General features: G+C 56.2%; 27 protein-coding genes and 1 tRNA gene. 9 read left to right on the top strand and 19 right to left on the bottom strand.

The window, feature by feature from the left end:
• Positions 1-40 precede the first annotated feature (40 nt).
• Both EYC79_RS15910 and EYC79_RS15905 read left to right on the top strand, forming a co-directional pair.
• On the top strand, positions 41-1411 hold the full coding sequence (locus EYC79_RS15910; RefSeq protein ID WP_165457049.1) for an aspartate aminotransferase family protein: 1371 nt from the start codon (positions 41-43) through the stop codon (positions 1409-1411).
• Positions 1412-1413: 2 nt separating this feature from the next.
• On the top strand, positions 1414-1884 hold the full coding sequence (locus EYC79_RS15905; RefSeq protein ID WP_130978585.1) for an OsmC family protein: 471 nt from the start codon (positions 1414-1416) through the stop codon (positions 1882-1884).
• On the opposite strand, the gene EYC79_RS15900 is transcribed toward EYC79_RS15905, so the two are convergent.
• Positions 1881-3374: an ArnT family glycosyltransferase gene (locus tag EYC79_RS15900; RefSeq protein WP_130978584.1), complete on the bottom strand. Its 1494-nt coding sequence runs from the start codon at positions 3372-3374 to the stop codon at positions 1881-1883. The genes EYC79_RS15905 and EYC79_RS15900 overlap by 4 nt on opposite strands.
• Positions 3375-3378: 4 nt before the next feature.
• Positions 3379-4389 (bottom strand): glycosyltransferase family 2 protein, encoded by a 1011-nt coding sequence (locus EYC79_RS15895; RefSeq protein ID WP_116494013.1) that lies wholly within the window; start codon positions 4387-4389, stop codon positions 3379-3381.
• A gap of 136 nt (positions 4390-4525) precedes the next feature.
• On the opposite strand from EYC79_RS15895, the gene EYC79_RS15890 reads away from it, so the two are divergent.
• Entirely contained in the window at positions 4526-5428 is a 903-nt protein-coding gene (locus EYC79_RS15890) for a lysylphosphatidylglycerol synthase domain-containing protein (RefSeq protein WP_130978624.1), read from the top strand.
• Between the two features lie 15 nt (positions 5429-5443).
• On the opposite strand, the gene amn is transcribed toward EYC79_RS15890, so the two are convergent.
• From amn to EYC79_RS23490, 3 genes are all read right to left on the bottom strand, one after another.
• On the bottom strand, positions 5444-6949 hold the full coding sequence (amn, locus tag EYC79_RS15885) for an AMP nucleosidase (protein ID WP_062425698.1): 1506 nt from the start codon (positions 6947-6949) through the stop codon (positions 5444-5446).
• A 77-nt stretch (positions 6950-7026) separates the two neighbouring features.
• Complete coding sequence (locus tag EYC79_RS23495) at positions 7027-7200, bottom strand: hypothetical protein (RefSeq protein WP_165457048.1); 174 nt, start codon at positions 7198-7200, stop codon at positions 7027-7029.
• Between the two features lie 8 nt (positions 7201-7208).
• On the bottom strand, positions 7209-7379 hold the full coding sequence (locus EYC79_RS23490; protein WP_162686453.1) for a hypothetical protein: 171 nt from the start codon (positions 7377-7379) through the stop codon (positions 7209-7211).
• A gap of 115 nt (positions 7380-7494) precedes the next feature.
• Between EYC79_RS23490 and EYC79_RS15880 the strand changes: the two genes are divergently transcribed.
• Positions 7495-7974: a GNAT family N-acetyltransferase gene (locus EYC79_RS15880; protein WP_245495295.1), complete on the top strand. Its 480-nt coding sequence runs from the start codon at positions 7495-7497 to the stop codon at positions 7972-7974.
• A gap of 268 nt (positions 7975-8242) precedes the next feature.
• Here the strand turns inward: EYC79_RS15880 and EYC79_RS15875 are convergent, their stop codons facing one another.
• The 7 genes from EYC79_RS15875 to EYC79_RS15845 all read right to left on the bottom strand — a co-directional run bounded on the left by EYC79_RS15875 (position 8243) and on the right by EYC79_RS15845 (position 13792).
• A complete protein-coding gene (locus EYC79_RS15875) occupies positions 8243-8464 on the bottom strand; it encodes a hypothetical protein (protein ID WP_062425697.1) in 222 nt (73 codons plus the stop codon).
• A 127-nt stretch (positions 8465-8591) separates the two neighbouring features.
• Positions 8592-8828, bottom strand: a complete 237-nt coding sequence (gene rpsU / locus EYC79_RS15870) for a 30S ribosomal protein S21 (protein WP_062425696.1) — start codon at positions 8826-8828, stop codon at positions 8592-8594.
• Between the two features lie 28 nt (positions 8829-8856).
• Complete coding sequence (locus tag EYC79_RS15865) at positions 8857-9141, bottom strand: hypothetical protein (protein ID WP_062425695.1); 285 nt, start codon at positions 9139-9141, stop codon at positions 8857-8859.
• Positions 9142-9253: 112 nt separating this feature from the next.
• The gene (locus EYC79_RS15860) at positions 9254-9463 is read right to left on the bottom strand and encodes a cold-shock protein (protein WP_062425694.1); all 210 of its coding nucleotides are present in this window, start codon (positions 9461-9463) and stop codon (positions 9254-9256) included.
• 387 nt (positions 9464-9850) lie between these two features.
• Positions 9851-11008: an esterase gene (locus EYC79_RS15855; protein WP_130978583.1), complete on the bottom strand. Its 1158-nt coding sequence runs from the start codon at positions 11006-11008 to the stop codon at positions 9851-9853.
• A 261-nt stretch (positions 11009-11269) separates the two neighbouring features.
• Positions 11270-13180 (bottom strand): PhoX family protein, encoded by a 1911-nt coding sequence (locus EYC79_RS15850; protein WP_130978582.1) that lies wholly within the window; start codon positions 13178-13180, stop codon positions 11270-11272.
• Positions 13181-13300: 120 nt separating this feature from the next.
• Entirely contained in the window at positions 13301-13792 is a 492-nt protein-coding gene (locus EYC79_RS15845; protein WP_130978581.1) for an Lrp/AsnC family transcriptional regulator, read from the bottom strand.
• A gap of 129 nt (positions 13793-13921) precedes the next feature.
• Between EYC79_RS15845 and EYC79_RS15840 the strand changes: the two genes are divergently transcribed.
• Positions 13922-14554: a LysE family translocator gene (locus EYC79_RS15840; protein WP_130978580.1), complete on the top strand. Its 633-nt coding sequence runs from the start codon at positions 13922-13924 to the stop codon at positions 14552-14554.
• 74 nt (positions 14555-14628) lie between these two features.
• Here the strand turns inward: EYC79_RS15840 and EYC79_RS15835 are convergent, their stop codons facing one another.
• A complete protein-coding gene (locus EYC79_RS15835) occupies positions 14629-14967 on the bottom strand; it encodes a DUF2147 domain-containing protein (RefSeq protein WP_062425689.1) in 339 nt (112 codons plus the stop codon).
• A gap of 504 nt (positions 14968-15471) precedes the next feature.
• On the opposite strand from EYC79_RS15835, the gene EYC79_RS15830 reads away from it, so the two are divergent.
• Positions 15472-15738 (top strand): sel1 repeat family protein, encoded by a 267-nt coding sequence (locus EYC79_RS15830; RefSeq protein ID WP_062425688.1) that lies wholly within the window; start codon positions 15472-15474, stop codon positions 15736-15738.
• Between the two features lie 185 nt (positions 15739-15923).
• On the opposite strand, the gene EYC79_RS15825 is transcribed toward EYC79_RS15830, so the two are convergent.
• Both EYC79_RS15825 and EYC79_RS15820 read right to left on the bottom strand, forming a co-directional pair.
• The gene (locus tag EYC79_RS15825; RefSeq protein WP_130978579.1) at positions 15924-17036 is read right to left on the bottom strand and encodes a pyridoxal phosphate-dependent aminotransferase; all 1113 of its coding nucleotides are present in this window, start codon (positions 17034-17036) and stop codon (positions 15924-15926) included.
• 129 nt (positions 17037-17165) lie between these two features.
• A complete protein-coding gene (locus tag EYC79_RS15820; protein WP_062598278.1) occupies positions 17166-17519 on the bottom strand; it encodes a hypothetical protein in 354 nt (117 codons plus the stop codon).
• A gap of 284 nt (positions 17520-17803) precedes the next feature.
• Between EYC79_RS15820 and EYC79_RS15815 the strand changes: the two genes are divergently transcribed.
• Together EYC79_RS15815 and EYC79_RS15810 are read left to right on the top strand one after the other, a co-directional pair.
• A complete protein-coding gene (locus tag EYC79_RS15815; protein ID WP_130978578.1) occupies positions 17804-19021 on the top strand; it encodes an NAD(P)/FAD-dependent oxidoreductase in 1218 nt (405 codons plus the stop codon).
• An 8-nt stretch (positions 19022-19029) separates the two neighbouring features.
• Entirely contained in the window at positions 19030-19827 is a 798-nt protein-coding gene (locus EYC79_RS15810; protein WP_130978577.1) for an aldolase/citrate lyase family protein, read from the top strand.
• A 3-nt stretch (positions 19828-19830) separates the two neighbouring features.
• Here EYC79_RS15810 and EYC79_RS23485 read toward each other — a convergent pair whose 3' ends face one another.
• From EYC79_RS23485 to EYC79_RS15795, 4 genes are all read right to left on the bottom strand, one after another.
• Positions 19831-20007 carry a hypothetical protein gene (locus EYC79_RS23485; RefSeq protein WP_165457047.1) on the bottom strand — a complete coding sequence of 59 codons (177 nt, stop codon included), beginning with the start codon at positions 20005-20007 and terminating at the stop codon, positions 19831-19833.
• Between the two features lie 69 nt (positions 20008-20076).
• Positions 20077-20427, bottom strand: coding sequence for a hypothetical protein (locus EYC79_RS15805; RefSeq protein ID WP_062425683.1), 351 nt, complete (start codon positions 20425-20427; stop codon positions 20077-20079).
• A 114-nt stretch (positions 20428-20541) separates the two neighbouring features.
• Positions 20542-20943, bottom strand: a complete 402-nt coding sequence (locus tag EYC79_RS15800) for a hypothetical protein (protein ID WP_130978576.1) — start codon at positions 20941-20943, stop codon at positions 20542-20544.
• Positions 20944-21286: 343 nt separating this feature from the next.
• Positions 21287-21377 (bottom strand) — tRNA-Ser (locus EYC79_RS15795).
• Between the two features lie 603 nt (positions 21378-21980).
• Between EYC79_RS15795 and EYC79_RS15790 the strand changes: the two genes are divergently transcribed.
• Positions 21981-23018: a porin gene (locus EYC79_RS15790; RefSeq protein WP_130978575.1), complete on the top strand. Its 1038-nt coding sequence runs from the start codon at positions 21981-21983 to the stop codon at positions 23016-23018.
• The last annotated feature ends 731 nt before the right edge of the window (positions 23019-23749 follow it).

Here is a 23749-nt window from a genome sequence, read left to right as displayed (position 1 = left end):
GGCCATGCTTCCTGTCACCAGATCAGGGAGCACACAAGGCGTGAACGATTTATCGAGACCAGTCTCCAACCTCGCTGCCATCGACGCTGCACATCATCTTCATCCCTTTTCAGACATGGGGAAGCTGAATGCGACCGGCACGCGCATCATCGAGCGTGCCGAAGGCGTCTTCATCTATGACAGCACCGGCAAGAAATATCTTGATGCCTTTGCCGGCCTCTGGTGCGTCAATATCGGCTATGGTCGCCGCGAGATTGCCGATGCCGTGGCACGGCAGATGAACGAGCTGCCCTACTACAACGCCTTCTTCGGTACCACCACACCGCCCGCGGCTCTCCTGGCACAGAAGATCGCCTCCCATGCCGGGCCGACGATGAATCACGTGTTCTTCACCAATTCCGGTTCCGAGGCCACAGACACGTGGTTTCGCATGGCGCGGGTCTATTGGAAGGCGCTCGGTCATCCGACGAAGACGAAGGTGATTGCACGGCGCAACGGCTATCACGGCTCTACGGTTGCCGGTGCTTCGCTTGGCGGCATGACCTGGATGCACGAGCAGGGCAATCTGCCGATCGAAGGCGTTAGCCATATCGGGCAGCCCTACTGGTATGCGGAAGGCGGCGATCTCTCACCAGCGGAGTTCGGCCTCAAGGTGGCACGTGAGCTGGACGCCAAGATCGATGAACTGGGCGAGGAGAACGTCGCTGCCTTCGTCGCCGAACCCATACAGGGAGCAGGTGGCGTCATCGTCCCGCCGGACACCTATTGGCCGGAGATTGCCCGCATCTGCACGGCGCGCAATATTCTACTGGTCTCCGATGAGGTGATCTGCGGCTTTGGGCGATTGGGCTCCTGGTTCGGCTACCAGCATTTCGGTTATGAGCCTGATCTGGCACCGATCGCCAAGGGCCTGTCATCCGGTTATCTGCCGATTGGCGGTGTGCTGGTATCGGACCGCGTGGCCGAGGTGATGCTGACCGAGGCTGGCGATTTCAACCATGGTTTTACTTATTCAGGCCATCCGGTCTGCGCTGCCGCGGCTCTCGAAAATCTTCGCATCATCGAGGCGGAAGGACTGGTCGAGCGGGTGCGCGATGATATCGGCCCGTATTTCACGCAAGGCTGGCAGAGCCTGCTGGACCACGAGGTCGTGGGCGAGGCAGCCAGTGTCGGCCTGATGGGTGGCTTGCAACTGACGGCAGACAAGGCGACACGCAGGCGTTTCGACAAGCCGGAAGATATTGGTGCCATGGTCCGCAATCACTGCCTGGACAATGGGCTGGTGATGCGCGCCACCGGCGATCGCATGCTGGCGTCTCCCGCCTTGACCATCAGCCGCGGCGAGGTCGATCAGATTATTGAAACACTGCGCAAGGGGTTGGACCACCTGCGCGACAACACGGAAGTTTGACGATGGCCGATCACGAGCATCGCTATACCCTCAAGGTCACATGGTCGGGCAACCGCGGGACGGGTACATCCGGCTACCGGGAATATGATCGCGACCATGTCATCTCGGCAGATGGAAAGCCGGATATTGCCGGCTCTTCCGATCCGGCCTTTCGCGGCGATCCGGCACGCTGGAATCCGGAGGAACTGCTGCTTGCCTCCATCTCCGCATGTCACAAGCTCTGGTATCTGCATTTCTGCGCTGTCTCAGGCGTGGTGGTCAGCGACTATGTGGATGAGCCCGAGGGCACCATGGTTCTGAAGCGGGACGGCGCGGGTCATTTTACCGAAGCGGTCCTGAAACCTGTGATCACCCTCGCCAAGGGAGATCCGCAGACCGCACGAGAACTCCACCACGATGCGCATGAAAAATGCTTTATCGCCAACTCCGTCAATTTCCCCATCCGCGTGGAGCCAACGATCAAATCGCGTTAATTGGATTGGGCAGTCTCGAGCGAATAGTAGAACGTGTGACTACGGCCAGAGGCGCCATAGGGCACGTTGACATGACGGATATCTGTCGGTGCCGGAAGTGAAACGCGCTCAGCAAGCGAAGCGAGTGCGTCCTTGAAATCCTCAGGCGACTCCCCGTCGTCCTTCGTATCGACTAATAGGATAACCGCGCCAGCCGGCCAGAGCGCGGGGATCGTCTCGATATCGGTATCTGTTGTTACAACCATCGCATCGGGAAATTGGATTTTCAGGTTTCCACCCGCAAGCCCACCGAAAGCAATGACATAGTCAGGCTTGAACGGACCCTCATGGCGAAGCGTTTCGGCAAATCCGTCATAGGGAATGTGGACAAGCGAGTATCGCTCGAAATGGGGAGAGACAAGCCCGCGTGCGAGGAGAACGCCGAGGAAACCAATGGCCAGCGTGAAGGTGGACGTCAGCATTGGCTTGAGCTTCCGCTCACCGGACAGACCCGCGGCCTGTACTTTGAGACAGAGGTATAGCGGCCACAGCAGCACATAAACGGCAAGCCATTTTTGCCGCATATGCGTGATCCCCATGGCCAGGACCATCAACAGCACAAAGATCATCGAAAAAAGAATGATGCGACCGACAAGGCGTGTGGACTGATCGCTCGCTCGGAAAATTGCTTTGATGTCGCCGAAATAGAGAGCGGCACAGATTGCTGAGGGCAGAGCGACGCCCTTCAGGAAGGCGAGCAGGAGATCAAGCGATCCATCGACAGCATAAAGCGTGGTGCTATCGCTGATGTCGCGCATTTCGCGTGTTGTCTGTGTGGTGGCGATATCGAAATGATTCACCACCCAAAGACAGTGCGGTAGCACAAGCGCAACGGCTGCGCCGATCGTCAGCAGCATGCGCCAGTCAAAGAGCCGCTGACGCAGTTCCTTGTCCATTGCGATGGCAACGACGGCCGCAAGTGGAACGAAGACGAAGTTATATTTGGCAATCGCGCCGATGCCGATGGCAAGCCCTGTCAGGAGATACCCGCCAACACTCGGAGCCTTCAGCGTCATGAAAAGCGCGTAAGAAAACAGAGCGACGGAAGACAGCGCCAGAACCGTGTGGGTCAAATCCCTCTGCGCCATGACGAAAACGGTGGGCATCGTCAGCACGCCGAGCGTTGCTATATTGGCCAGTGTCCTGTCGCGCAGCAAAAGTCTCGCTGTCAGCCAGAAGAACAAGCAACAGAGGAAAAGCAGCCCATTCTTCAACAGGCTGAGCGACGCGATCGACGGGCCGACGAGCACGTTTACGCCATGCTGCAGCCAGGTGTAGAGGAAGGGTTGGGAGCCGTATCCGAGCAGCAGATGCTGGGACAGAAGAGCCTGTTGGGTCTCGTCAATTTCCAGGGCCGAGGAACGGACAATGCGGACAACGAATGCAAGGAGGAAATATCCTGCAATCAGGATCAACGTTAAATCGAGATTGCGGGAGAAAACCTTGCGCATCGTGTCAGGTCTCGTCTGAGGTGAAGGTCTTGCTGACAATGTAGTTCGGCGTGCGGTCGTCGCGGTAATAGAGGCGGGCGATCATTTCCGCCAGGATCCCCGTGGTGATGAATTGCAGGGACGAGAGCGACAGAACCACGCACACCATCAGCAGCGGGCGTGTGCCGATGTCATTGCCAAGGATGAACTTTTCGATGAAGAGATAGGCCATGATGACGACAGCAAGCGCGCCGAGGCCAAGGCCGAGAGAACCGAAGAAATGCCCCGGCCGCGCCCTGTAGCGCATGAAGAACATCACCGACAACAGATCGAGGATGACGCGAAAAGTGCGGGAGATCCCGTATTTCGACGTGCCGAACTGGCGCGCATGGTGGGTGACCGCCATTTCGCCGATCCGGCTGCTCGGCACGACGCCCGCCACCCAGGCGGGGATGAAGCGATGCATCTCGCCCATCAGCTTGACCTGCTTGATGACCGAGGTGCGATAAATCTTCAGGCTGCAGCCATAATCATGCAGACGCACGCCGGTGATACGGCCGATAAGCCGGTTGGCGATCCACGACGGGATCTTGCGCAGCACCAGCCCATCCTGGCGGTTCTTGCGCCAGCCAACGAGAAGATCGAGCTCGCGCCGTTCGAGTTCGGCGACCAGCATCGGAATGTCTTTGGGGTCGTTTTGCAGATCGCCATCAAGGGTGGCAATCAGCCGCCCTCTGGCCGTGTCGATGCCCGCTTGCATCGCTGCCGTCTGGCCGAAATTGCGCTGAAGGGCAACGATCTTGAGATCGAGCCCATCGCGACCGAGATAGGATTTGGCATTGACGATCGTCGCATCCGTGCTCCCGTCATCCACGAGGATCAGTTCCCAAGCGCCAGGGTAGCTTGTCATCGCGTCCAGAACGCGCTCTATCAGAGGGCAGACGCTTTCTTGCTCATTGAAAATTGGCACGACAAGCGATAATTCCGGCGCAGTGCTCGTCGGGATTTCGCTTCGAAGGGCTGTCGGTGTGGGCACGAGGCTTCCCCGGTAAGACTTTATTAAGACGCTCAATTGCGGGATATGCGTCACCACGCCAGTTGTCCAGTTAGGCCGTCATTTGAAAGACAATTCACACAGGATCAGACCGGCAGCGTTGCTTGCAAGCAACGCAATGACGCTCGGCATGGTGGTCGTCATCGTTGCCTACGCCGCGTTCATTCAATGGGTGTGGGGTTGGGGCACGATCATGGGCCTCTGGTCTCATGCCGGCTGGGGGACGATTGCCCTGGCACTGTTGCTTCTCGTCGCCACCTATCTTCTGCGCACCTGGCGCATTTACGACTACTTCCCGCAGGAAACGAAACGCCGCTTTGCGACGCTTTTTCGTGTGGTCCAGCTCCACAACATTCTCAACATCATGCTGCCGTTTCGAAGCGGCGAGACCAGTTTTCCGTTGCTGATGAGGCGAGAGTTCGGCGTCAATCTTCTGCGCGGCACCTCTGCCCTTCTGGTCATGCGGCTCTTTGATCTCCACGCGCTTCTGGCTGCAGCCGGAATGGGGTGGGCGCTGGAAGAAGGAAGCGTGTGGATATGGACCGGTTGGCTGGCATTTCTGCTTCTACCCGCGCTGGGATTTGTCGCGCGTGACCTCGCTTTCGGTCTCGTCGGTCGAAGATCGTCGACCAAGCTTGCCAAGGTCATTGCAGAGCTAAGGGCGGGCTTGCCGGTGGACGGCAACGCCTTTCTTCGAGCGTGGGGTGCCACACTGATCAACTGGTTCGTCAAGATCGCCGTGCTGGCTTGGGTGCTGATGCTGATGGGGGAGATCAGTCTCCCTGCGGGCTTTGGTGGGGCCCTCGGTGGTGAACTGTCTTCCGTGCTGCCGGTTCATGCGCCAGGGGGCGTCGGCACCTACCCGGCAGGCATCACGGCAGGCGCGATCGGCTTCGGAGCGTCGGCGGAAGAGCATGCGCTATCGGTACTCGGCCAGGCGGCCGTCAACCTCCACCTGCTGGTGATCCTGTCGTCGCTGATTGGAACGGCTCTGGCGCTTTTCGTGCCGACACGAAAATAGCGCCAGAGCAGAGACCTACTGGAACGCCGTTTCGTAGAAGCTTCTGAGCTTGCGCGAATGCAGTGTTTCCGTGGGCATGGCTGCGAGTTTCTGGACGGCGCGAATGCCAATCTGCAGATGCTGCGCCACCTGGGTGCGGTAGAACTCCGTTGCCATGCCAGGAAGCTTCAACTCACCATGCAAAGGCTTGTCGGAGACGCAGAGCAGGGTGCCATAGGGCACGCGGAAGCGGAAACCGTTAGCGGCAATGGTGGCCGATTCCATGTCGAGGGCAATGGCGCGTGATTGCGACAGACGCTTCACCGGGCCCGCCTGGTCGCGTAGCTCCCAGTTTCGGTTGTCGATGGTCGCAACCGTGCCGGTGCGCATGATGCGCTTCAGCTCAAATCCTTCATAGCCGGTGACTTCCGCCACCGCGCCTTCCAGCGCAAGCTGCACTTCGGCAAGCGCCGGGATCGGTACCCAGACGGGCAGGTCGTCGTCCAGCACGTGGTCTTCGCGCACATAGGCATGAGCCAGCACGTAGTCGCCCAGACGCTGGCTGTTGCGCAAGCCCGCGCAATGGCCGACCATCAGCCACGCATGCGGACGAAGAACGGCAATATGGTCGGTGATCGTCTTGGCGTTAGACGGACCAACGCCGATGTTGACGAGGGTGATACCCGCATGTCCCTTCTTCTTAAGGTGATAGGCAGGCATCTGCGGCAGACGTCCAAGCGTCATGTCCGTCTCGGGTCGGTCCGATCCGGCATGGGTGATGATATTGCCGGGCTCCACGAAGGCGGTATAGCCATCGCCACCATCAGCCATCAGCTTGCGTGCCCATGTGGCAAACTCGTCGATGTAGAACTGATAGTTGGTGAAGAGCACGAAGTTCTGGAAGTGGTTCGGGCTGGTCGCCGTATAGTGGCTGAGCCGCGCCAGCGAGTAATCGATACGCTGGGCGGTAAAGGGGGCCAGCGGTGCGGGCTCTCCCGGCACCTGATCGTATTCGCCATTGGCGATCAGATCGTCGGTGTTGTTGAGATCCGGCGTGTCGAAGAGGTCGCGCAGCGGCACGTCTGAGAGCGAAGAGGCCGCGGACGCTTCCACATAGGCGCCCTCGCCAAAGGCGAAATGCAGCGGAATGGGCGTTGCCGATTCGGAGACAGTGACGTGGACGCCGTGGTTCTTGATCAGAAGCCCAAGCTGTTCCTTCAGGTAATGGCGGAAAAGCTGCGGCCGGGTAATCGTGGTCGTGTACACGCCGGGCGAGGTGACATGGCCATAGGAGAGGCGGGAATCGACATGTCCGAATGTCGAGGTCTCCATGCTGACCTGCGGATAACAGGCGCGGTAGCGACCCTCGATGGGTGCGCCCTTGGCAAGATCGGTAAAAGATTTGATGAGGAAATCGGTGTTGCGATCATAGAGCGCCGTCAGCGCGTCTACGGCCTCTTTCGGATCATCGAAAGTCCGTGGCGCAAAGGGCTCTGGCGTTATGAAGGCGAGGGGTGGAATCGTGTGCTTTGCTATTGTCATGGCCCATTATAGGGAGCCTATTTCGACAGGCAAGCGACAGAAATATGTGCATTTTGAAAAAGCCGGCAAAAACCGGCTCAGCCGATAGCCCCGCGCTGCAAGCTCATCAGCAACACAAAGCCGACACCTTTGGAGACCGGCCTTGGATCGGCCTTGTAGACGGCAAGTCCTGCAAATGGACCTAGAAAAACCGACGCCATGATGAACACCCGAAGTCCGGAGAAGAGGGCGTTGGAAAAGTTTCTGTTCATTGCCGGCCTCACAAGGTCACGTGGCAGCTGGGCGAAAAGCCATGCTGGCAAGTATAGGCAGTGCCGACACTGATGCGCTGGAAGCTGCGATTAGGATTGACCACAAGGGCGGCGAACGAGATGGCGAAAATCGCCATCAGAAGAACGATGATGCTGAAGCGACGTATCAAGATTGCCATGTCCATTCCCCTTGTTGTTGCCGTCCCTTACTCTGGACATGACATTGCCACAGTTGGACTGAACCGACCCTGAGAGGCAGGTTCATGTGGGGTTCAGGGACGTTAACGGGATTGCGTGTGGCGACGGGCGGGGAGCGTCAAGCAGTTGCGACGCGCGAACGTCGCAGGAGCTTTCTCGTCCTGCCTCTCAATCTTCGAGAGCAATGTTCCGAGGTACTTCGCGCCGGCCGAACGCGAGCAGTTTGTTCAATTCCTTGAGACGAAGGATCCGCTCCGCTATCTCTACTTCGTATCGACGTTGGATGGCGCAGTCGTCGCCTGCCACGGCCTCGAATTGGACGCAACAAACCAACGGGCGTCGTTTGCCTGGGGGATGGTGGATCGAGCATTTCACGGAAGAGGTGTCGGAACCCGCATGACCCGTGACCGGATCAAGATTGCAGAGGAAACGCCCAACCTTGCCAAGGTTGTGCTTTCAACAAGTCAGCGGACGCATGGATTTTATGCGCGTCACGGCTTTGTGGTCACGAAAATCACACCGGATGGCTTCGGGCCGGGGCTCGATTGTTATGATATGAGGCTCTTGCTTGCTTAAAGCGTGTCGCAATCTTTCAGGTTCGCTCCTTACGCTTTAGGTCCTTCTTTTATCGCATATCGTTATCGCAAAACCTGTGACCAGTTTTGCGCGACGTGCTCCGACTTAGTTGGGGGGAGGGAGCAAGAATGAGAACTTAGCCTCGGGACCGTTACCTCCCTCTAGCTCTTGACTCTTCACCACAATAAAAAGGCGCCAGAGAATGGCGCCTACTGAAGAGTGAACGAGTGTCGGCCTTAGCCGCCTCTCGATTTTGCACGTCGTGATATCAAGCCCGAGCTTTGGCTTTCTTCTTCGCCGGCGCGGCTGGTGTGACGATGACGGTCTCGGCTTCGCGCGCAAGGCGTGCTTCACGCAGCCGTTCGGTCTTCTTCAGGCGCTGTGCGGTTTCCGCAGCCAGAATCTGAGAAACGGCATCATTGGTTGCGGAGGCTTTTTGCTGAGGGGTCAGTTTGCCGGGCTTGAAGAATTCATCTTTCGTAGCGGTCATTTTGAAACCCTTTCATTGCGATAGAGCGCTGTGCGTCTCTCTAGACGCACAAAGGACGCTCTTACTTCAATCTACCCATCGTGTTCTCTGAAAATCGAGCTCGATTTTCGGAACGATGATGTTGCTGTCAGCGCGTGCGGACAGCTTTCTTCGGTGCAGGCAGAAGGCCTTCACGCTGCATCTTCTTCTTCGCGAGCTTGCGATGGCGACGAACGGCTTCGGCCTGTTCGCGAACGCGCTTTTCCGAAGGCTTCTCGTAAGACTGGCGCGCACGCATTTCGCGTAGCAGGCCTTCGCGCTGCATCTTCTTCTTCAGTACGCGAAGCGCTTGATCGACATTGTTATCTCTAACGAGGACTTGCAAAGGCTTTTCCTAACTCGGTTCTACACCGCTATTTTCGTGTTCGGACGAGGTCGTGGTTGATCCAACCGCCCGGTTCGGAGACTTTGGTAGCAACGGCAACAGGCGTCTGCTTGGCCGTTGCCGCAAGATCGATATCGTCCTGACTAACCGTGCGATCAAAATTTTCGCCGTCGAGCCGAATACGGTAACGTCTGCTTCCCTGTGTTTCCGGCATTGCCGCGATAACCCGGGCGCTCTGCTGGGAGGCATGACCGCCGTTACTTCTGGGCTTCAAGACGATGATATTGCCGGTTTTGTAAGGCGTTTTTGGCATCAGGGTTCTCCTAAGCCATAAAGACAAAAGGCCGAGCGATAGGCCCGACCTTTCTTCAGTCACTCAGCGTCTGCTGCCAGTACATCCGTGGTCAGCGTCAGCGAGAAACAATTTATGCCGCCTGAAGATTGTCAGCAGAGTTCTTGCCGGACTTGCGGTCCTGAACAATGTCAAAGCTGATCTTCTGACCGTCGACGAGCGAGCGCATGCCCGCACGTTCAACAGCGGAAATGTGAACGAAAACGTCCGTGCTGCCGTTGTCAGGCTGAATGAAGCCGAAGCCCTTGGTGGCGTTGAACCACTTTACAGTACCAGTGTTCATAACGATTTCCTTTCGTAGCAATCGTTGTTTGTCCCGAAATACCTTGCGGGATTAGATCGATGTTTTGAGAGGAAATCCGACGGGAGCTAGGCTCTGGACCGACGTCACAAGCAATGGTCGATAAATTCAATATAGGCTCAATTTTCGGTTTTGCAAGGACGGAATGGAAATCGGCGCCAGAAACCGTGTCTTAAGCTTTTCCCATCGCCACTCACATATCGCATCGTTTGGACCAGCCGTCGCGCGCAAAAAGATGTCGAGACGGCTGGTGCAATCATGGGGCCACTACGGTGTCGGCCCGAAAACCGAAATCGATTTTCGGAAAAGAACGACGCACTTCAAAACAGTAAACGCGTCACTTCTGCGCCCAGAAGAACGCAGGGTGCCCTACTGCTTGAAGACTTTCTGCAGGAAGGCCTCGAACGATGGACGCCAGACATCCATCTCATGGCCGAGGCCCTTATATTCCACATAGTCGTGTTTGATCTTCTTGTCGTCGAGGATGGTTTTCAGCCCGGCGATGTCCTTGCCGGTGACCTGATCTTCCGTGCCGACGGTAACGGTGAAATTGCGCAGGCTCTCGTTGATTTTTTCCGGCGTGTTGAGCGCGGCTTCAAGGGCCTTGTTGGGCACGGTGGTGGTGGAAACGCCACTGAAGTTCGCAATCCAGCCAAACGTGCCGAGATGGGTCAGACCCGAGACGAGCGCTTGATAGCCGCCTTGCGACAGGCCGACGATCGCCCGCCCATCCGCATCGTCTCGCACGCGGTAATGCGCCTTCATATAGGGGATAAGGTCTTCTACCAGTTCGCGATCAATGGCGTCGGCATTGATAGGGTAAAAGGTCTTGCGCCGATCGGCGGCGGGGAAGTTTTCCGCAATTGCCTCCGGGATATCCGCCTCGGTATCCGGGATGACGACGATCATTGGCTCGATCTTTTTCTCCGCCAGCAGATTGTCGAGGATCTGCGGCGCGCGACCCTGCGCCACCCACGAGTCCACCGTGTCGCCAAAACCGTGATAGAGATAGAGGACCGGCAGAGGTTCTGACGCATCGCTATAGCCCGGCGGCGTATAGACATAGGTCTGGCGCTGCGATTTCAGTGCTTTTGATGAGATCGTCACTCGGCGCAACTCGCCATGGGGCACATCGCGGATATCGAGAACGCTCCCCGGCACGAGAACCAGGCTGGTGTTCACCTGACGCTGGGGCTTCGGCATATTCGTGCCGGTATCGATGCTGCGGAAGCCATCGATGTTGAAGTAGTACTCATAGAGGTTAGGCTTTAGCGCCTCGGTCTTTACGCTCCACAGACCGTTGTGGGCCTTCTTCATTTCCATCGGCGCACGAGAGCCGAGCACGACAGAGACCGTTTTCGCAGAAGGCGCGAAGAGACGGAAGGTGATCGAGCCGTCCCGTTCGACCGCGGTCACGAATTCATTCAAGGGCCGGTCGGCAGGTGGTGCAGCAGGTGGATCGATTGCCATGGCAGGTCCGCTCACGATGCAGGTGGCGACAAGAATATAGGGCAGAAGTAAACGCAACTCATTCTCCTCCAGTTCAAATACCCCCGGACGGAGACTGGCAGATCAACCTCGAGAGTTCAATGCGTTAGAAGATTCTGATTTACGTGCAGACCTGACCGGCTCGGCGTTGTCCAGCCGCCGATAAAAAATACCAAGCCTCACGAACCTCCAGCGTTCTGGGAGACGTCAAGACTTGTGATGGTCGTTGCGTCTGCTGAGTAAAATGCGAAGAGGCGCCGCAATGAACGGCGCCTCCACGTCGTGTCGTCTTCTTGAGCCTTAGCCAATCATTGCATTGTCGTTTCGCTTGATCGCAATAACGGTCGAACGCGGCAGCTTGCCTTCTCCATCGGGGAAGGGGGCATCCGGATGCTGGATACCGACGAAGTGGGTGCGCTTGTCGGCCGACCATGTCTGGCCGGTCACTTCCGAACCCTTTGGCGCCGTCAGGAAACGCTCGATGCGGCCGGTAACCGGGTCGCCCGCCAGCATCTGGTTGTTGCCCTGACCGGCAAACTGGCCTTCATTGCTGTCTTCGCCATCGGTCTGGATCCAGAGAAGGCCGGTGGAGTCGAACATCATGCCGTCCGGCGAGTTGAACATGTTGCCGGAGTTGATGTTGGAGGAGCCCGCATAGGCGTCCTTGTGCACATCCGGATTACCGGCCATGCAGAAGAGATCCCACTTGAACTTGCCGTCGGCGTGATCGTCATTAGCAGGATACCAGCGAACGATCTGGCCATATTCGTTTTTCTCGCGCGGATTGGCGGCGTTGACAGCCATGACATCGCCACCGGCATTGGTGCGCATCTTGCCGTCCTTGACTTCGCCGCGGCGGCTGTTGTTGGTCAGCGCGCAATAGGCTTCGATGGCGACGGGGTTGATTGCCACCCATTCCGGGCGGTCCATGGTCGTGGCGCCAACCTTTGAGGCTGCCTGGCGGGTGAAGACGGAGATTTCATCCGGCTTCATTCCGGTCGTTTCCGGCGTCAGAGCCACCCACTCGCCATTGCCGTCATCGGTAAACTTCGCCACGTAAAGCGTGCCTTCGTCCAAAAGTTTCGAGGTGTCACCGCCTGGCACATAGATGCCATTGGAGACGAACTTATAGAGGAACTCGCCGCGCTCATCGTCGCCCATGTAAACCACGACACGGCCATCGCGCGCTACGACCACGGCAGCATTTTCATGCTTGATGCGGCCAAGTGCGGTGCGCTTGATCGGCGTGGAAGAAGCGTTGGACGGATCGATCTCCACGACATAGCCAGCACGACGCGGCTCGTTCGGGTGCTTCGATACATCGAAGCGCTCGTCGAACTTCTCGTAACCGTAGCGTGTCTCGGCGGCGATGCCGTAGCGCTTATAGTCATCCGGCATTTTGAAGTTGGCATCGGTGGAGCCGAAATAGCCGTTGAAGTTTTCTTCGCAGGTCAGATAGGTGCCCCAAGGCGTGCGACCGGCGCCGCAATTGTTGAAGGTGCCAAGACAGTCGACACCCTTCGGGTCGGCTGCGGTCTTGACGAGATCGGAGCCGGCAGCGGGTCCCGAAAGCTTCATCGGTGTGTTGTGGTGAATACGGCGGTTGAACGGGCTATCGACGACAATCTCCCAGCCATCCTTGCCTTCCGCCACTTCCATGACAGTCACGCCCTGCATGTGCTGAAGGATCTTCACCTCATCCAGATTGGCGGGCATGCCTTTTTCGCGGTGGGGGAGGTTGGTTTCGTTGTTCACATATTCGTGGTTCACGGCGATCAACTGATGACCACCGACCACGAAGAGTTCCATGCCGTCGGTATTCTCTCCGAAGACCTTGTCGGAGTTCTCCAGGCTGACTCCCTTCGCGGGGTCGATATCCGGCACGTTCGGAAAGAGTGGCTGCCCCCACTTGGCAAGCGGTTTCCAGCCGTAACCCTCCGGCACATGAACGGTGTGATCAGTCGCCGCTTGCACCGGCTTGAACGGGAAGCGCGAGGCTGCTTCCTGTGCCTGAGCGGATGTGGACGTCGCGAGGTTGCCGAGCGTACCGAGAGCCGCAGCGGCAGACCCAAAGGCGAGCACACCGCCAAGGAAACCGCGCCGCGAAATGGCGGATTCGACGACGCGGTCGAAATCGGTCACGGCTGGGGGCGGATTTTGCAGCTCGTCCCACTCGTCCCAGCTTAGCTTGCTTGTGTCGATATTGGTCATGGCGCTCTCCATTGTCGTCGTTTCGAACAATTCTAGAGAGGGCAACTAAAGCGGGTTTATCACAGCGATATGACAGACCCGCAGAGACGAAACGTCTTAGGGTTGTATTGGCCCTGCTGTTTAAGTTTCCGCGCTGGGCAGGTGACTGAGCGGCAAAGGGCCTTCAGATTTGACCGTCTGGATAGCAAAATTGCTGCGAATGTCACTGACGCTTGGAAGTTTCAGCAGGCGGTCCACCAGCAACCGTTCGTAAGCCGCGAGATCGGGCACGACGACCTGCAAGAGAAAATCAGCCTCGCCGGAGACAAGATGGCATGAAATCACATCTGGCAGTACGGCGACCGCCTCTCTGAAGGCTGCTGCAGAAGCGTCCTGATGGCGCTCGATTTTGACGCTGACGAAAACCGTCAATCCAAGACTGAGGCCGGCGCGGTCCAGCCTCGCATGATAACCCCGAATGACGCCTGCCTTCTCCAGCGCACGAACCCGCCGCAGACAGGGGGATGGCGACAATCCAACCTCTTCGGCAAGCTCGACATTGGTCAGACGCGCATCCCGCTGCAGCGCCGTGAGAATTCGGCGGTCAATTGCGTCAAGTTTAAGATTTGGCATAAACCACCACAAATCGATCTATTATTGGCACAAACGATGCTTCACCCTCATCCCTATTGATGCAATTTGCAAGGACACGCCTCAAGTCCCTGATCTAGTTTGCGCCGACCATTATCTTGAGGCTTGATCATGAGCGAGTTCATTCTGTTCGTCGGCGCGTTGGTTGTCGTCTATCTGTTGCCGGGGCCAGACATGGTGCTTGTCCTGCAAACAGGTGCGAGTGCAGGGCGCGGTCCAGCTATCGCAACAGGCGCAGGTTTGGCGCTTGCAAGAGCCGCCCATGTGGCGTTCGCCGGCTTGGGGCTGGCAGCCTTGTTGACGACGAGCCCCATGGCATTCGAAGTGGTGCGCTTTGTCGGTTCCGCCTATCTTCTCTGGCTTGGTCTGGAGATTCTGAGATCGGAATATAGTGGAGATGACGCGATTCGGATCAACGGTCCGAAACAACCGTCCTCGCACGGCACGGCACTGTGGCGGGGCTTTCTCACCAATATTCTAAATCCGAAGGCGCTGCTGTTCTGCTCTGTCTTGCTGCCACAGTTCATTGTACCGGGCGAGCAGGGGCTGGGCGTTCAGTTTCTGATGCTGGGAATGACGTTGGTGGTTGTCGGCCTTGCCTTCGACCTGACCTATGCGACCGTCGGCTCGTTGCTGAGCGGCTGGATGTCGAGACGTCCACTTGCCCAGCGCGCGCAGAGCTGGACTTTCGCCGCCCTATTGATCGGGTTCGCACTTCGGCTGGTTCTCATGCCTCATCCCTAATGGGAGAGGGAATATCCGGAAACTGACTCACCCTTCTAAATGAAGAAGGGGCAGCCTTTGGCTGCCCCAGGTCTTTAAAGTCTTGTCCAGGTCTGCGACTTGCACAGCACCTTCAATACGCAACCCTTCATGCTGAGAGAGTTGCCTGATACGGTGCCGGAACCGCTATAGGTCTTGTCGTTGGCAGGATCGGTGATCTCGCCGGCATAGTTGTCGCCGCTTCCCGTCATTTTGCCGATCTGTTTGCCCGCATGCTTTCCGGTCTTCAGCGTCACGCAGAAGGCAGAGCCGCATTTGGCAATCGCTGCGGTCTCGCCGCTTGCCGTCTTCCAGTTGCCTTCGATGGCTTCGGCAGCAAAGGCACTGCTGCTGATCAGAAATGCCAGACCTGCGAGAATCGTCAATTTCTTCATATGGACCTCCCAATCCAAACCAGGCACGACAGCGCATCGTGGCCGTCAGCCTTCGCAACTCCCATGCGAATGCCAACCTTTATAGTTGACGTTCACGTAAAAGGAAACATGGGGCGGGGCCTCGTGACGAATTTTTTGACGCTCTCGACGCCGAAGATTGCTGCACTGAAAAATCGCGAGCTTCTGCCGTGGTTAGCAAAGCGTTTAAATCCATCCGTAAACTTTTCGTAAAATTGCGTGGAAAATCCTTAATTTGCAGGCCTTCCCATATTTAACAAAAATCCAACTTTACCAATCGTTTGGACTTTGTTTGGCCCCCGTTAATCATGGATTTTAAGCGCCCGTTGAAAGCCGTTTGGCATAGTGAGGTCAACAAAGAGCAGGGACAACCTGACGACAGCAGGAGACGAAAAAGCCGCAGAAGACGGCAGCGTCCCCAGGCTGAAAGCTTCCGCAGAGAAGCACCAAAAACAGGAAGAATACGGGCAAACAGGGACTAGAAAAATGGCAAGATTTGAAATGCGCGATATCGAGTTGGCAGTTGCCGGTGGACAAAGCCGCGCGGATGTCTTCTGCAATCTCGGCCTGATCTATGCGACAGGCCGGGGATGCCCGGTGGACCTCGTTGCTGCCCATAAGTGGCTGAACATTGCAGCCATCAAGGGTTCGGAAAGAGCAGCATCGTTGCGCGCCGATCTTGCCCGGAACATGACCAAGGCAGACCTCGCAGCAGCCCTTCGCGCCGCTCGAGATTGGATGACCACACACTAAATTCCAGGACAATTCAAAAAGACGGAGCGATCAAAAGATCGCCAATCGTTTCGACTGGTCCCTCCAGTCCCGGTCGCAACACCAGCCATACCCGCAAACGAAGACGGTAAAGCCGCACGCTTGCAACGAGATCAAAACCGTGACCGGCAGAAACAAGGCTGGCACGGTTTTTTCTTGTCTTGATATCAGCCGAGCGACTGGAGAACCTTGGGCAGAGCCTCTGCGAAAAGATCGAGCTTGTCATCAGGGCCAGCGCTGACACGGATGCAGCGGTTGAGCGGCTCAACGCCCGGCATGCGGATGAAGACGCCGTGGTCCATCAGACCATCCACGATCGACTTCGCATAAGCGCCGTCCTTGTGGCAATCGATCGCAACGAAGTTCGTGGCGGAGGGCAGGGGCGACAGGCCGTTCTGGCGAGCAATGGTGGAGATGCGCTCACGTGCATTGGCGATACGCTTGACGACGTCGCGTAGATAGGCCTGGTCATTCAGGGCTGCAAGCGCTGCCGCGACGGAGACTCGCGACATGCCAAAGTGATTTCTAATCTTGTCGAAGGCTTCAGCATTACCCAGCGTACCGATCGCGTAGCCCACGCGTGCGCCTGCAAGACCATAGGCCTTGGAGAAAGTGCGCATGCGCAGCACATTCGGCATGCCGATCATGGCGCGAACGCTGGGAACGGCGCTCTCGGGCGCCGTTTCGCAATAGGCCTCGTCCAGAATCAACAAACAGGTTTCCGGCAGCGCCTTGGCGAATGTCAGAACCTCGTTTGCATCCCACCAGCTTCCCATCGGGTTGTCCGGGTTTGCAAAGTAAACCAGCGGCGCATTTTCCTTGATGACGAGATCGAGCAGACCGTCGAGATTTTCGTGGTCGTCGAGATAGGGCGTCGTCACCAGCCGGCCGCCATAGCCATTCACATGATAATTGAATGTCGGATATCCGCCGAAGGAGGTCACGACAGGTGTACCCGGCTCAACCACCAACCGGACGATTTCGCCGAGAAGTCCATCCACGCCGCTGCCAATGGCGATATTGCCGCGCGAAATCCCATGATGGATGGCGAGCGCTTCGCGCAACTCGTAATTCTCCGGGTCGGCATACATCCAGGTTTCATGCGCCGCATTGCGCATGGCTTCCAAGACGGATGGGGCGGGACCAAAGCCGCTTTCATTCGCGCCAATCCGCGCTTGTACCGCCAATTTACGGGTCCGCTCGATGGCCTCCGGGCCAACGAATGGAACGGTGGAGGGTAGCGAGGAGGCGAGAGGCGTAAAGCGCGAAAAGGCGGACATTTCAGTACGTTCCGTGGTTCTTGAGGCGGACGGGCTCACAATAGAAACAAAATCGGCCTGCGCAAGGCAGGCCGGGATGAATGCGACGGTTTTAGGCGAGTTTTTCGCGTCAGTCGAAGTCCGGGCTTATCAGAGCGATGTCTCGAAACTCAAGCGGCGGATGTGGTGCAAAAACTCCGGGTCAATCAGCATGTTGAACCCGACGGATGCATTCTCGTCTTCCCGGCGGATCAATGTGCAACCGATCTCATCGCGAATGCCGATAATTTCGAGGTAGAAATTACTGGGCAGATCGAGATGCGGACTGACTTCGATATCCGCGCCATAAAGAGAGATTTTGCGGATGAGGCAGCGCATCGTGTTGCTGGTACTGAGATGATGGCCGATGAATGTGATCTTGCCGGGACGGTCGATCACATACTTCTCATACATCTCGTCTTGCGGAACCGTATCCTTTGCCTTGATATCGATATTGAGTGTCATGACAACCTCCCGATTGTCTCTTCTCGTTCCTGAATGATACGCCTGCGACCTTGCCGGATCCTGAATGAAATCACTAGGAATCGATCCTTCTGTTTCGTTTCGGACTTTGCAATCCCGCCATCAGTCTCACCTGTCTCATCGCTAAAACACTATTGCATGCACAAGGTTGCGCAGGGCTTGTTTATCCACGCAGGCAAGAGCGTAAGCGCATGGTTGACGTGAAGCGTACTTGCCGTTACGCCTGCGCTGATATTCGAGACGACGGTTTGGGTGGAGCATCTCATATGGCAGGTAGATTGGTCATTGTCGGCGCTGGACAGGCAGCCTTCGCCCTAGCTGCCAAGCTTCGTTCTTTGAAGGACGATCGCTCTATCACCATCATCGGCTCGGAAGACGTGCTTCCCTATCAGCGTCCGCCGCTCTCCAAAAAATATCTCATGGGTGAGATGACCTTCGATCGACTGGAGTTTCGCCCGGCAGAATGGTTTGTTGAGAACAATGTCGATATCCGCCTGTCGACCTGGGTGGAGGAGATCGACCGTAAGGCAAAGACCGTGCGGATGCAGGACGGCTCTCTGCTGGAATACGACAAGCTTGCACTAACGACAGGCGCTGCGCCGCGTGAGCTTCCGGCGGGTCTGGGCGGAGATCTGGAGGGCGTTCTGACTGTTCGCGATAAGCGCGATGCCGATCGTCTGATGGAAGAAATGCAGCCCGGCCGCCGATTGCTGGTGATTGGTGGCGGTTACATCGGGCTTGAGGCGGCAGCCGTTGCGCGCCAGCTTGGGCTTGAGGTGACGCTGATCGAGATGGCGGATCGCATTCTCCAGCGCGTCGCCTCAGCCGAAACTGCGACCATCATGCGCGACATTCACATCGCAAAAGGCGTTTCCATTCGCGAGAAAACGGGCCTCGTTCGGCTGGATGGGAAAGATGGACGCGTGACGAAGGCGGAGCTTTCCGATGGCTCAACGCTCAACGTCGATTTCGTTGTCGCCGGCATTGGCGTGACGCCGAACGACCGCCTGGCTCGTGAGTCGGGTTTGCAGGTCGGCAATGGGATCGTTGTGGATGAATTCACCCGCACATCCGATCCAGACATCCACGCCATGGGGGACTGCACGCTTCTACCGATGGAGGGTGCTTCCGTTCGCCTCGAATCGGTGCAGAACGCGGTCGATCAGGCGGAAGCCGCAGCGCTGGTGCTCGCAGGGGAAGAGAAACCCTACCGACCGAAGCCATGGTTCTGGTCGGATCAGTATGACGTGAAATTGCAGATCGCCGGCTTCAACGCAGGTTATGACGAAACAGTACTGCGCCCAGGCCAACGAGAAGGCAGCCACTCCATCTGGTATTTCAGGCAAGGCCGCTTCATCGCTGTCGATGCCATCAATGATGCCAAGGCCTACGTCACCGGCAAGAAGTTGCTCGACGCTAGCGCGGAGCCGAACCGCGCTGTGCTTGATGACCACACCGCTGACCTGAAATTGCTTTTGACATGAGGACTGCCATGCCGACCCTTGAGAACCGCTTCAAGAACGCTATCCACCGGGGTGAACCACAGATCGGGCTTTGGCTCGATATGGGCGAGGCGATTACTGCTGAGATTGCCGGCACGGCTGGTTTTGACTGGCTCGTCATCGATGGCGAGCATGGTCCTAACGATCTGCGCAGCATTATAGAGCAGTTGCGCGCCCTCTCGACATCGCCGGCCGAACCCGTCGTGCGCGTGCCAACGGGTGAAAGCTGGATTATCAAGCAGATGCTCGACGCAGGTGCGCGCACGCTCTTGGTTCCGATGGTGGATTCTGCGGATCAGGCCCGTGCGCTCGTATCCGCCATGCATTATCCGCCGCGCGGCATTCGCGGCATGGGTGCGGTTGTTGCCCGGGCATCGGCGTTTGGCAGTGTCAGTGATTACAATCAAAAGGCTTCGGACAATGTCTGCCTTCTGATTCAGGCGGAGACGCGCGCCGCGATTGCCGATCTCGATAACATTCTTCAGGTCGAAGGCGTGGATGGTGTCTTCATCGGCCCGGCCGATTTGGCGGCGGATATGGGATATCTCGGCAAGCTCGATGAGCCGGAGGTCCAGAACGTCATTGAGGGAGCGATTCGCAAAATTGTCGCTGCAGGCAAAGCTGCCGGGATTTTGACCTTCAACGAGACCTACAATAAGCGCTATCTCGAGTTGGGTGCGTCATTTGTTGCGGTGGGTGCCGACGTCTTCGAATTTTCGAATGTGCTCCGCCAACTTGCATCTCGCTACAAGGGTGGCACGGCGGCGCCGAAGCCGTCCGGATATTAAACTTCAGTCATCATTTGTGGCGTTCAGCTTTTCCGGCGGAATGCCTTCCTGGCCGGACGCCAGATGTCCTTCCGCAATCAGCCTTTCGCGGAGAATGCGAGCGATTGCTTCATCCTTAGTCACACCGCTGTTTCGAGCAAAGGCGGCCAGGGCGTTTTCGATCTCCTGAGAGAATTGCACTTCACTCCTCCATTCAAAATAAAAATAGGGCAGGAAGGCGTTGCCTTCCTGCCCTTGAACTAGACGCTGTTAGCGCCAGCGATAGAGGCTGCTGCTTTTGTGCTGAGTCGAAGCATTTGCCACGAAATAGCCGAGAGCAAAACCGAGCGCGCCAACAACCGTCAGAACGGATGTTGCTGTCGCAGGGTTTTCCCTGACCGCTTCCACCACATTCTGGCTTTGCGCCTTCACGGTTTCTGCCGCACTGTGTGCTGCACGCTGTACGCGACCCTTTGCTTCATCCACAAAGTCAGACGCCTCTTCGGAGATCGCGCCTGCACGGGACGACACCGACTTGGAAAGAGAAGCGATCTGGGAGCGAAGTTCCGAGATCTGGCTTTCGAGAGAATCATCAACAACGTTCAATTTGGTCTGTGCCATCTGAAATCACCTCATGTTGTTTCCGAGGCGATAACGCGATCAAACTCGATAATGTTCCACAGCGGACGAAGGTGAAATGGTCCCTACTTTGGGTCGGAGGGTGGATATCTGATTCTACGGCGTTCCCTCGCATGACACCATATCCTGCGTGACGCTGGCGTAGTGGTCTGCGTTTTGTCTCTTGCGCTCAGAATTTTCGACCAAGCCTGATCGAGTGAGTGTCGTGAAATTCGATATTGAATGGATCAGGTAATGCTCAGTGGTGAGGCCCTCTTTGCGTTCGAACACATAACTACAGAGAAGACCACCTTTGTCGGTGGCCTCGTCGCCGAGGAACGAAGCGCATTTGAGTTCGACGACTTGCAAGCTGCCGTCCGCAGCGATGTAGCTGAAGACCCCAGTTGAGCCGTTCACGAGCAAAGACTCTTTCTGCCCGTACGGATCAGGACCGATTTTATTGCACTTAAGCTCCGCTGCAGCGCTGCCAAACGAGGCGAGAAACAACGTCATCGTCATAACGTTTGCCGGTTACGCGCCTACGTATGGAAGATGCACGAAACAAGCCCTAGCGCATCTAACTTATGCTGCAACCCGGTATCGCTTTTTTAATGTTCTTTAATGGGAGGAAGGAAGCCGGAATCATCGGTGTTCCCTTTGCTGCTCCATAACCAACTGACCCTATCGGGCCCGGTCAACAAGGGTGGATGATATTCAGGTACAGGGTGCGTGTGCCAGAATACTTGTGAGAGATGCGTATCGGAGTGTCTTATTGAAATGCACTCAAGCCGCTCGGCGGGAGATTGTCACCTACGTAGGTGCAAACTGTTACCTATGTCTTCGGTTCGGACAAATTGGGGAATGGCGGAGAGGAAGGGATTCGAACCCTCGATACGCTTTTGACGTATACTCCCTTAGCAGGGGAGCGCCTTCGACCACTCGGCCACCTCTCCGGTGCCGCCTGATTATTGCGTAAGAAAAACGAATGCAAGCGCTTTTAATCAGAGTGTGGAAAAAGACCTGCCGACAAGCCAGTTTTCCCTCTTAACAACTCCAAGGGTAACTCCGAATCTCTACGTTCGCGACGAATCGAGTCGCCGCTCGAAATGATTCCATGCTGAGGGGAGATCGCGATTCATGCGACTTTCACTCTCACACAGGGATCGTGCGTTATCGCACTGGCCATCAGAAAGGCCGTCAAGTTCCCCTTCAGGCGCTGGCCATCGCTGCCTTCGGCCGAAGTGGCAACGTTGGTCGCAGTCCATTTTAAGTCTCTAATGCTCGAGCTTTATCTTTGTTTTTATTAACTATTTGTTAAATCATTGAACAGTGCGGTGGCACCGAATGTGTTGTTTAAGCAACATGGTTATGTGAAGCATCTAGTTATAATCGTCATAAAACTGTTTGCCGATTGCCTACTGAGAAAGCTCTTGTATTTTCACGACCGGAAGCGCGGCGGTGGATCGCTCGTTTTCAAAAAAAACGGGAATGGGGCAGGGAATGCTGTCCTTCAGCTTAAGAACCCAGACCCTTATGCAACTTGACTGGAGGTCAACATGAACATCAAGAGCCTTCTCATTGGCTCCGCTGCAGCTCTTGCAGCAGTATCTGGCGCAAAGGCCGCTGACGCGATCGTCGCTGCTGAGCCTGAGCCCCTGGAATACGTTCGCGTTTGCGACGCTTTCGGTGCTGGCTTCTTCTACATTCCTGGTTCCGAAACCTGCCTGAAGTTCGACGGCTTCGTTCGTTTCCAGGTTAACTATGGCCGCGATTTGTCCGGTCCCTCTGACTGGGATGCAGTTACGCGTGGCCAGTTCAACATTGACACCCGCAGCGACACCGAACTCGGCGTTCTGCGTGGTTACATCGGCTTCCAGGGTAATGGTGACTCCGGTCTGGGTGCTGCCACGGCTGGTACCTCTGCTAACCTCGGTTCGGCTGTATTCCTTGAGCAGGCGTTCATCGAACTCGGCGGCCTGAAGGTTGGTAAGTTCTACAACTGGTGGGATAACGGCCTGTCTGGCGAAACAGACAACCTCGCTTCCAACACGCTGTTCAACTCCATCCGTTACACCTACGACGCTGGCTCTTTCTACGCTGGTCTGTCTGTTGACGAACTGGAAGGCATTACTCTGCCAGGCGCAACCGACAACAACGTCGGTATTTCTGGTGCTCTGGGCGGCAAGTTCGGCGGCGCTGCTGTAGAAGTTCTGGGTGGCTACGACATCGACCGCAGCAATGGTTCTGCACGTATTATCGCAACGGCTGACCTTGGTCCTGGTCAGCTTGGTCTGGCTGGTGTTTGGGCATCTGGCTCGAACGCTTACTATGCAGTGTCCGAGTGGGCTGTTGCTGCTCAGTATGCGATCAAGGCAACTGACAAGCTAACCATCACCCCCGGCGTTCAGTACTACGGTAACTACGGTCTCGTTAACGCTGACAACTTCACCAACAACGACGGTTGGAAGGGCGGTCTCACGGTCGACTACAAGATCGTTGAAGGTTTGACCACGAAGGTCGCTGTCAACTACCTCGACATCGACAACAACCCGAAGCAGTGGACTGGTTTCGTTCGCCTTCAGCGTTCGTTCTAATCTGATCTGACATTGTCAGTGACAGAAACCCGGCTCTCGAGCCGGGTTTTTTTTATGATTTACGCGGGGCACGACAGAACTTTGCGCAAGGTTCCGTTTAGAAATCCTCGCTAGTTTGAATTGCACGATTTCGCTCGTATCTGTGCTAAACTTGGGTAGGCCCTTTTGCGCGTTACCCCTCTTGATGCCGCTAGGCGGTGTCGCTTCGGCCCTAGAAAACGGCTCGCTCGATCACCTTTTCTACCGATGCCTTAGGCACGAGAGCATGGCTTGTCATATTCGATGAAGAAGCTGGGACACATATCTGCGAATTTCCAGCGTGTGAGTGATGAGGCGTACTTTTTTTATCTGCCCCAGTTCGCGCGGGCGAGTAGTTGCTCGGCGTCACAAAAGTACGCTATTTAATTATGGATATTCTAATCTAGTAAATATCAAAATAAAGGAAATTTTTGTCCCGGTGTGATGGGCACTGTCTGAACGCCACAGCAGACCAATAATATTTATTGAAATCTAATTTAGAATTATATTATTTACATTCAGTTTATTAGTGATCCTTAACAGTTTTTACGACCTTACGTCGATTTTGTCACTGAATTGCAACAGTAGTATTTGAAGCCACTTGGAATGTGACGAAATTATTGCCTCTGTGATTGCGCGACTCTCACCATTCAGGTCTATTCGTTTTCAGAGCAGCACTTACACGTCTTGGATCGACGAGCTGCTTAATCAAT

The sequence above is a fragment of the Agrobacterium cavarae genome (assembly GCF_004310285.1).
Classification (GTDB): Bacteria; Pseudomonadota; Alphaproteobacteria; order Rhizobiales; family Rhizobiaceae; genus Agrobacterium; species Agrobacterium cavarae.
This window is presented reverse-complemented; position numbering and strand designations above follow the sequence as displayed.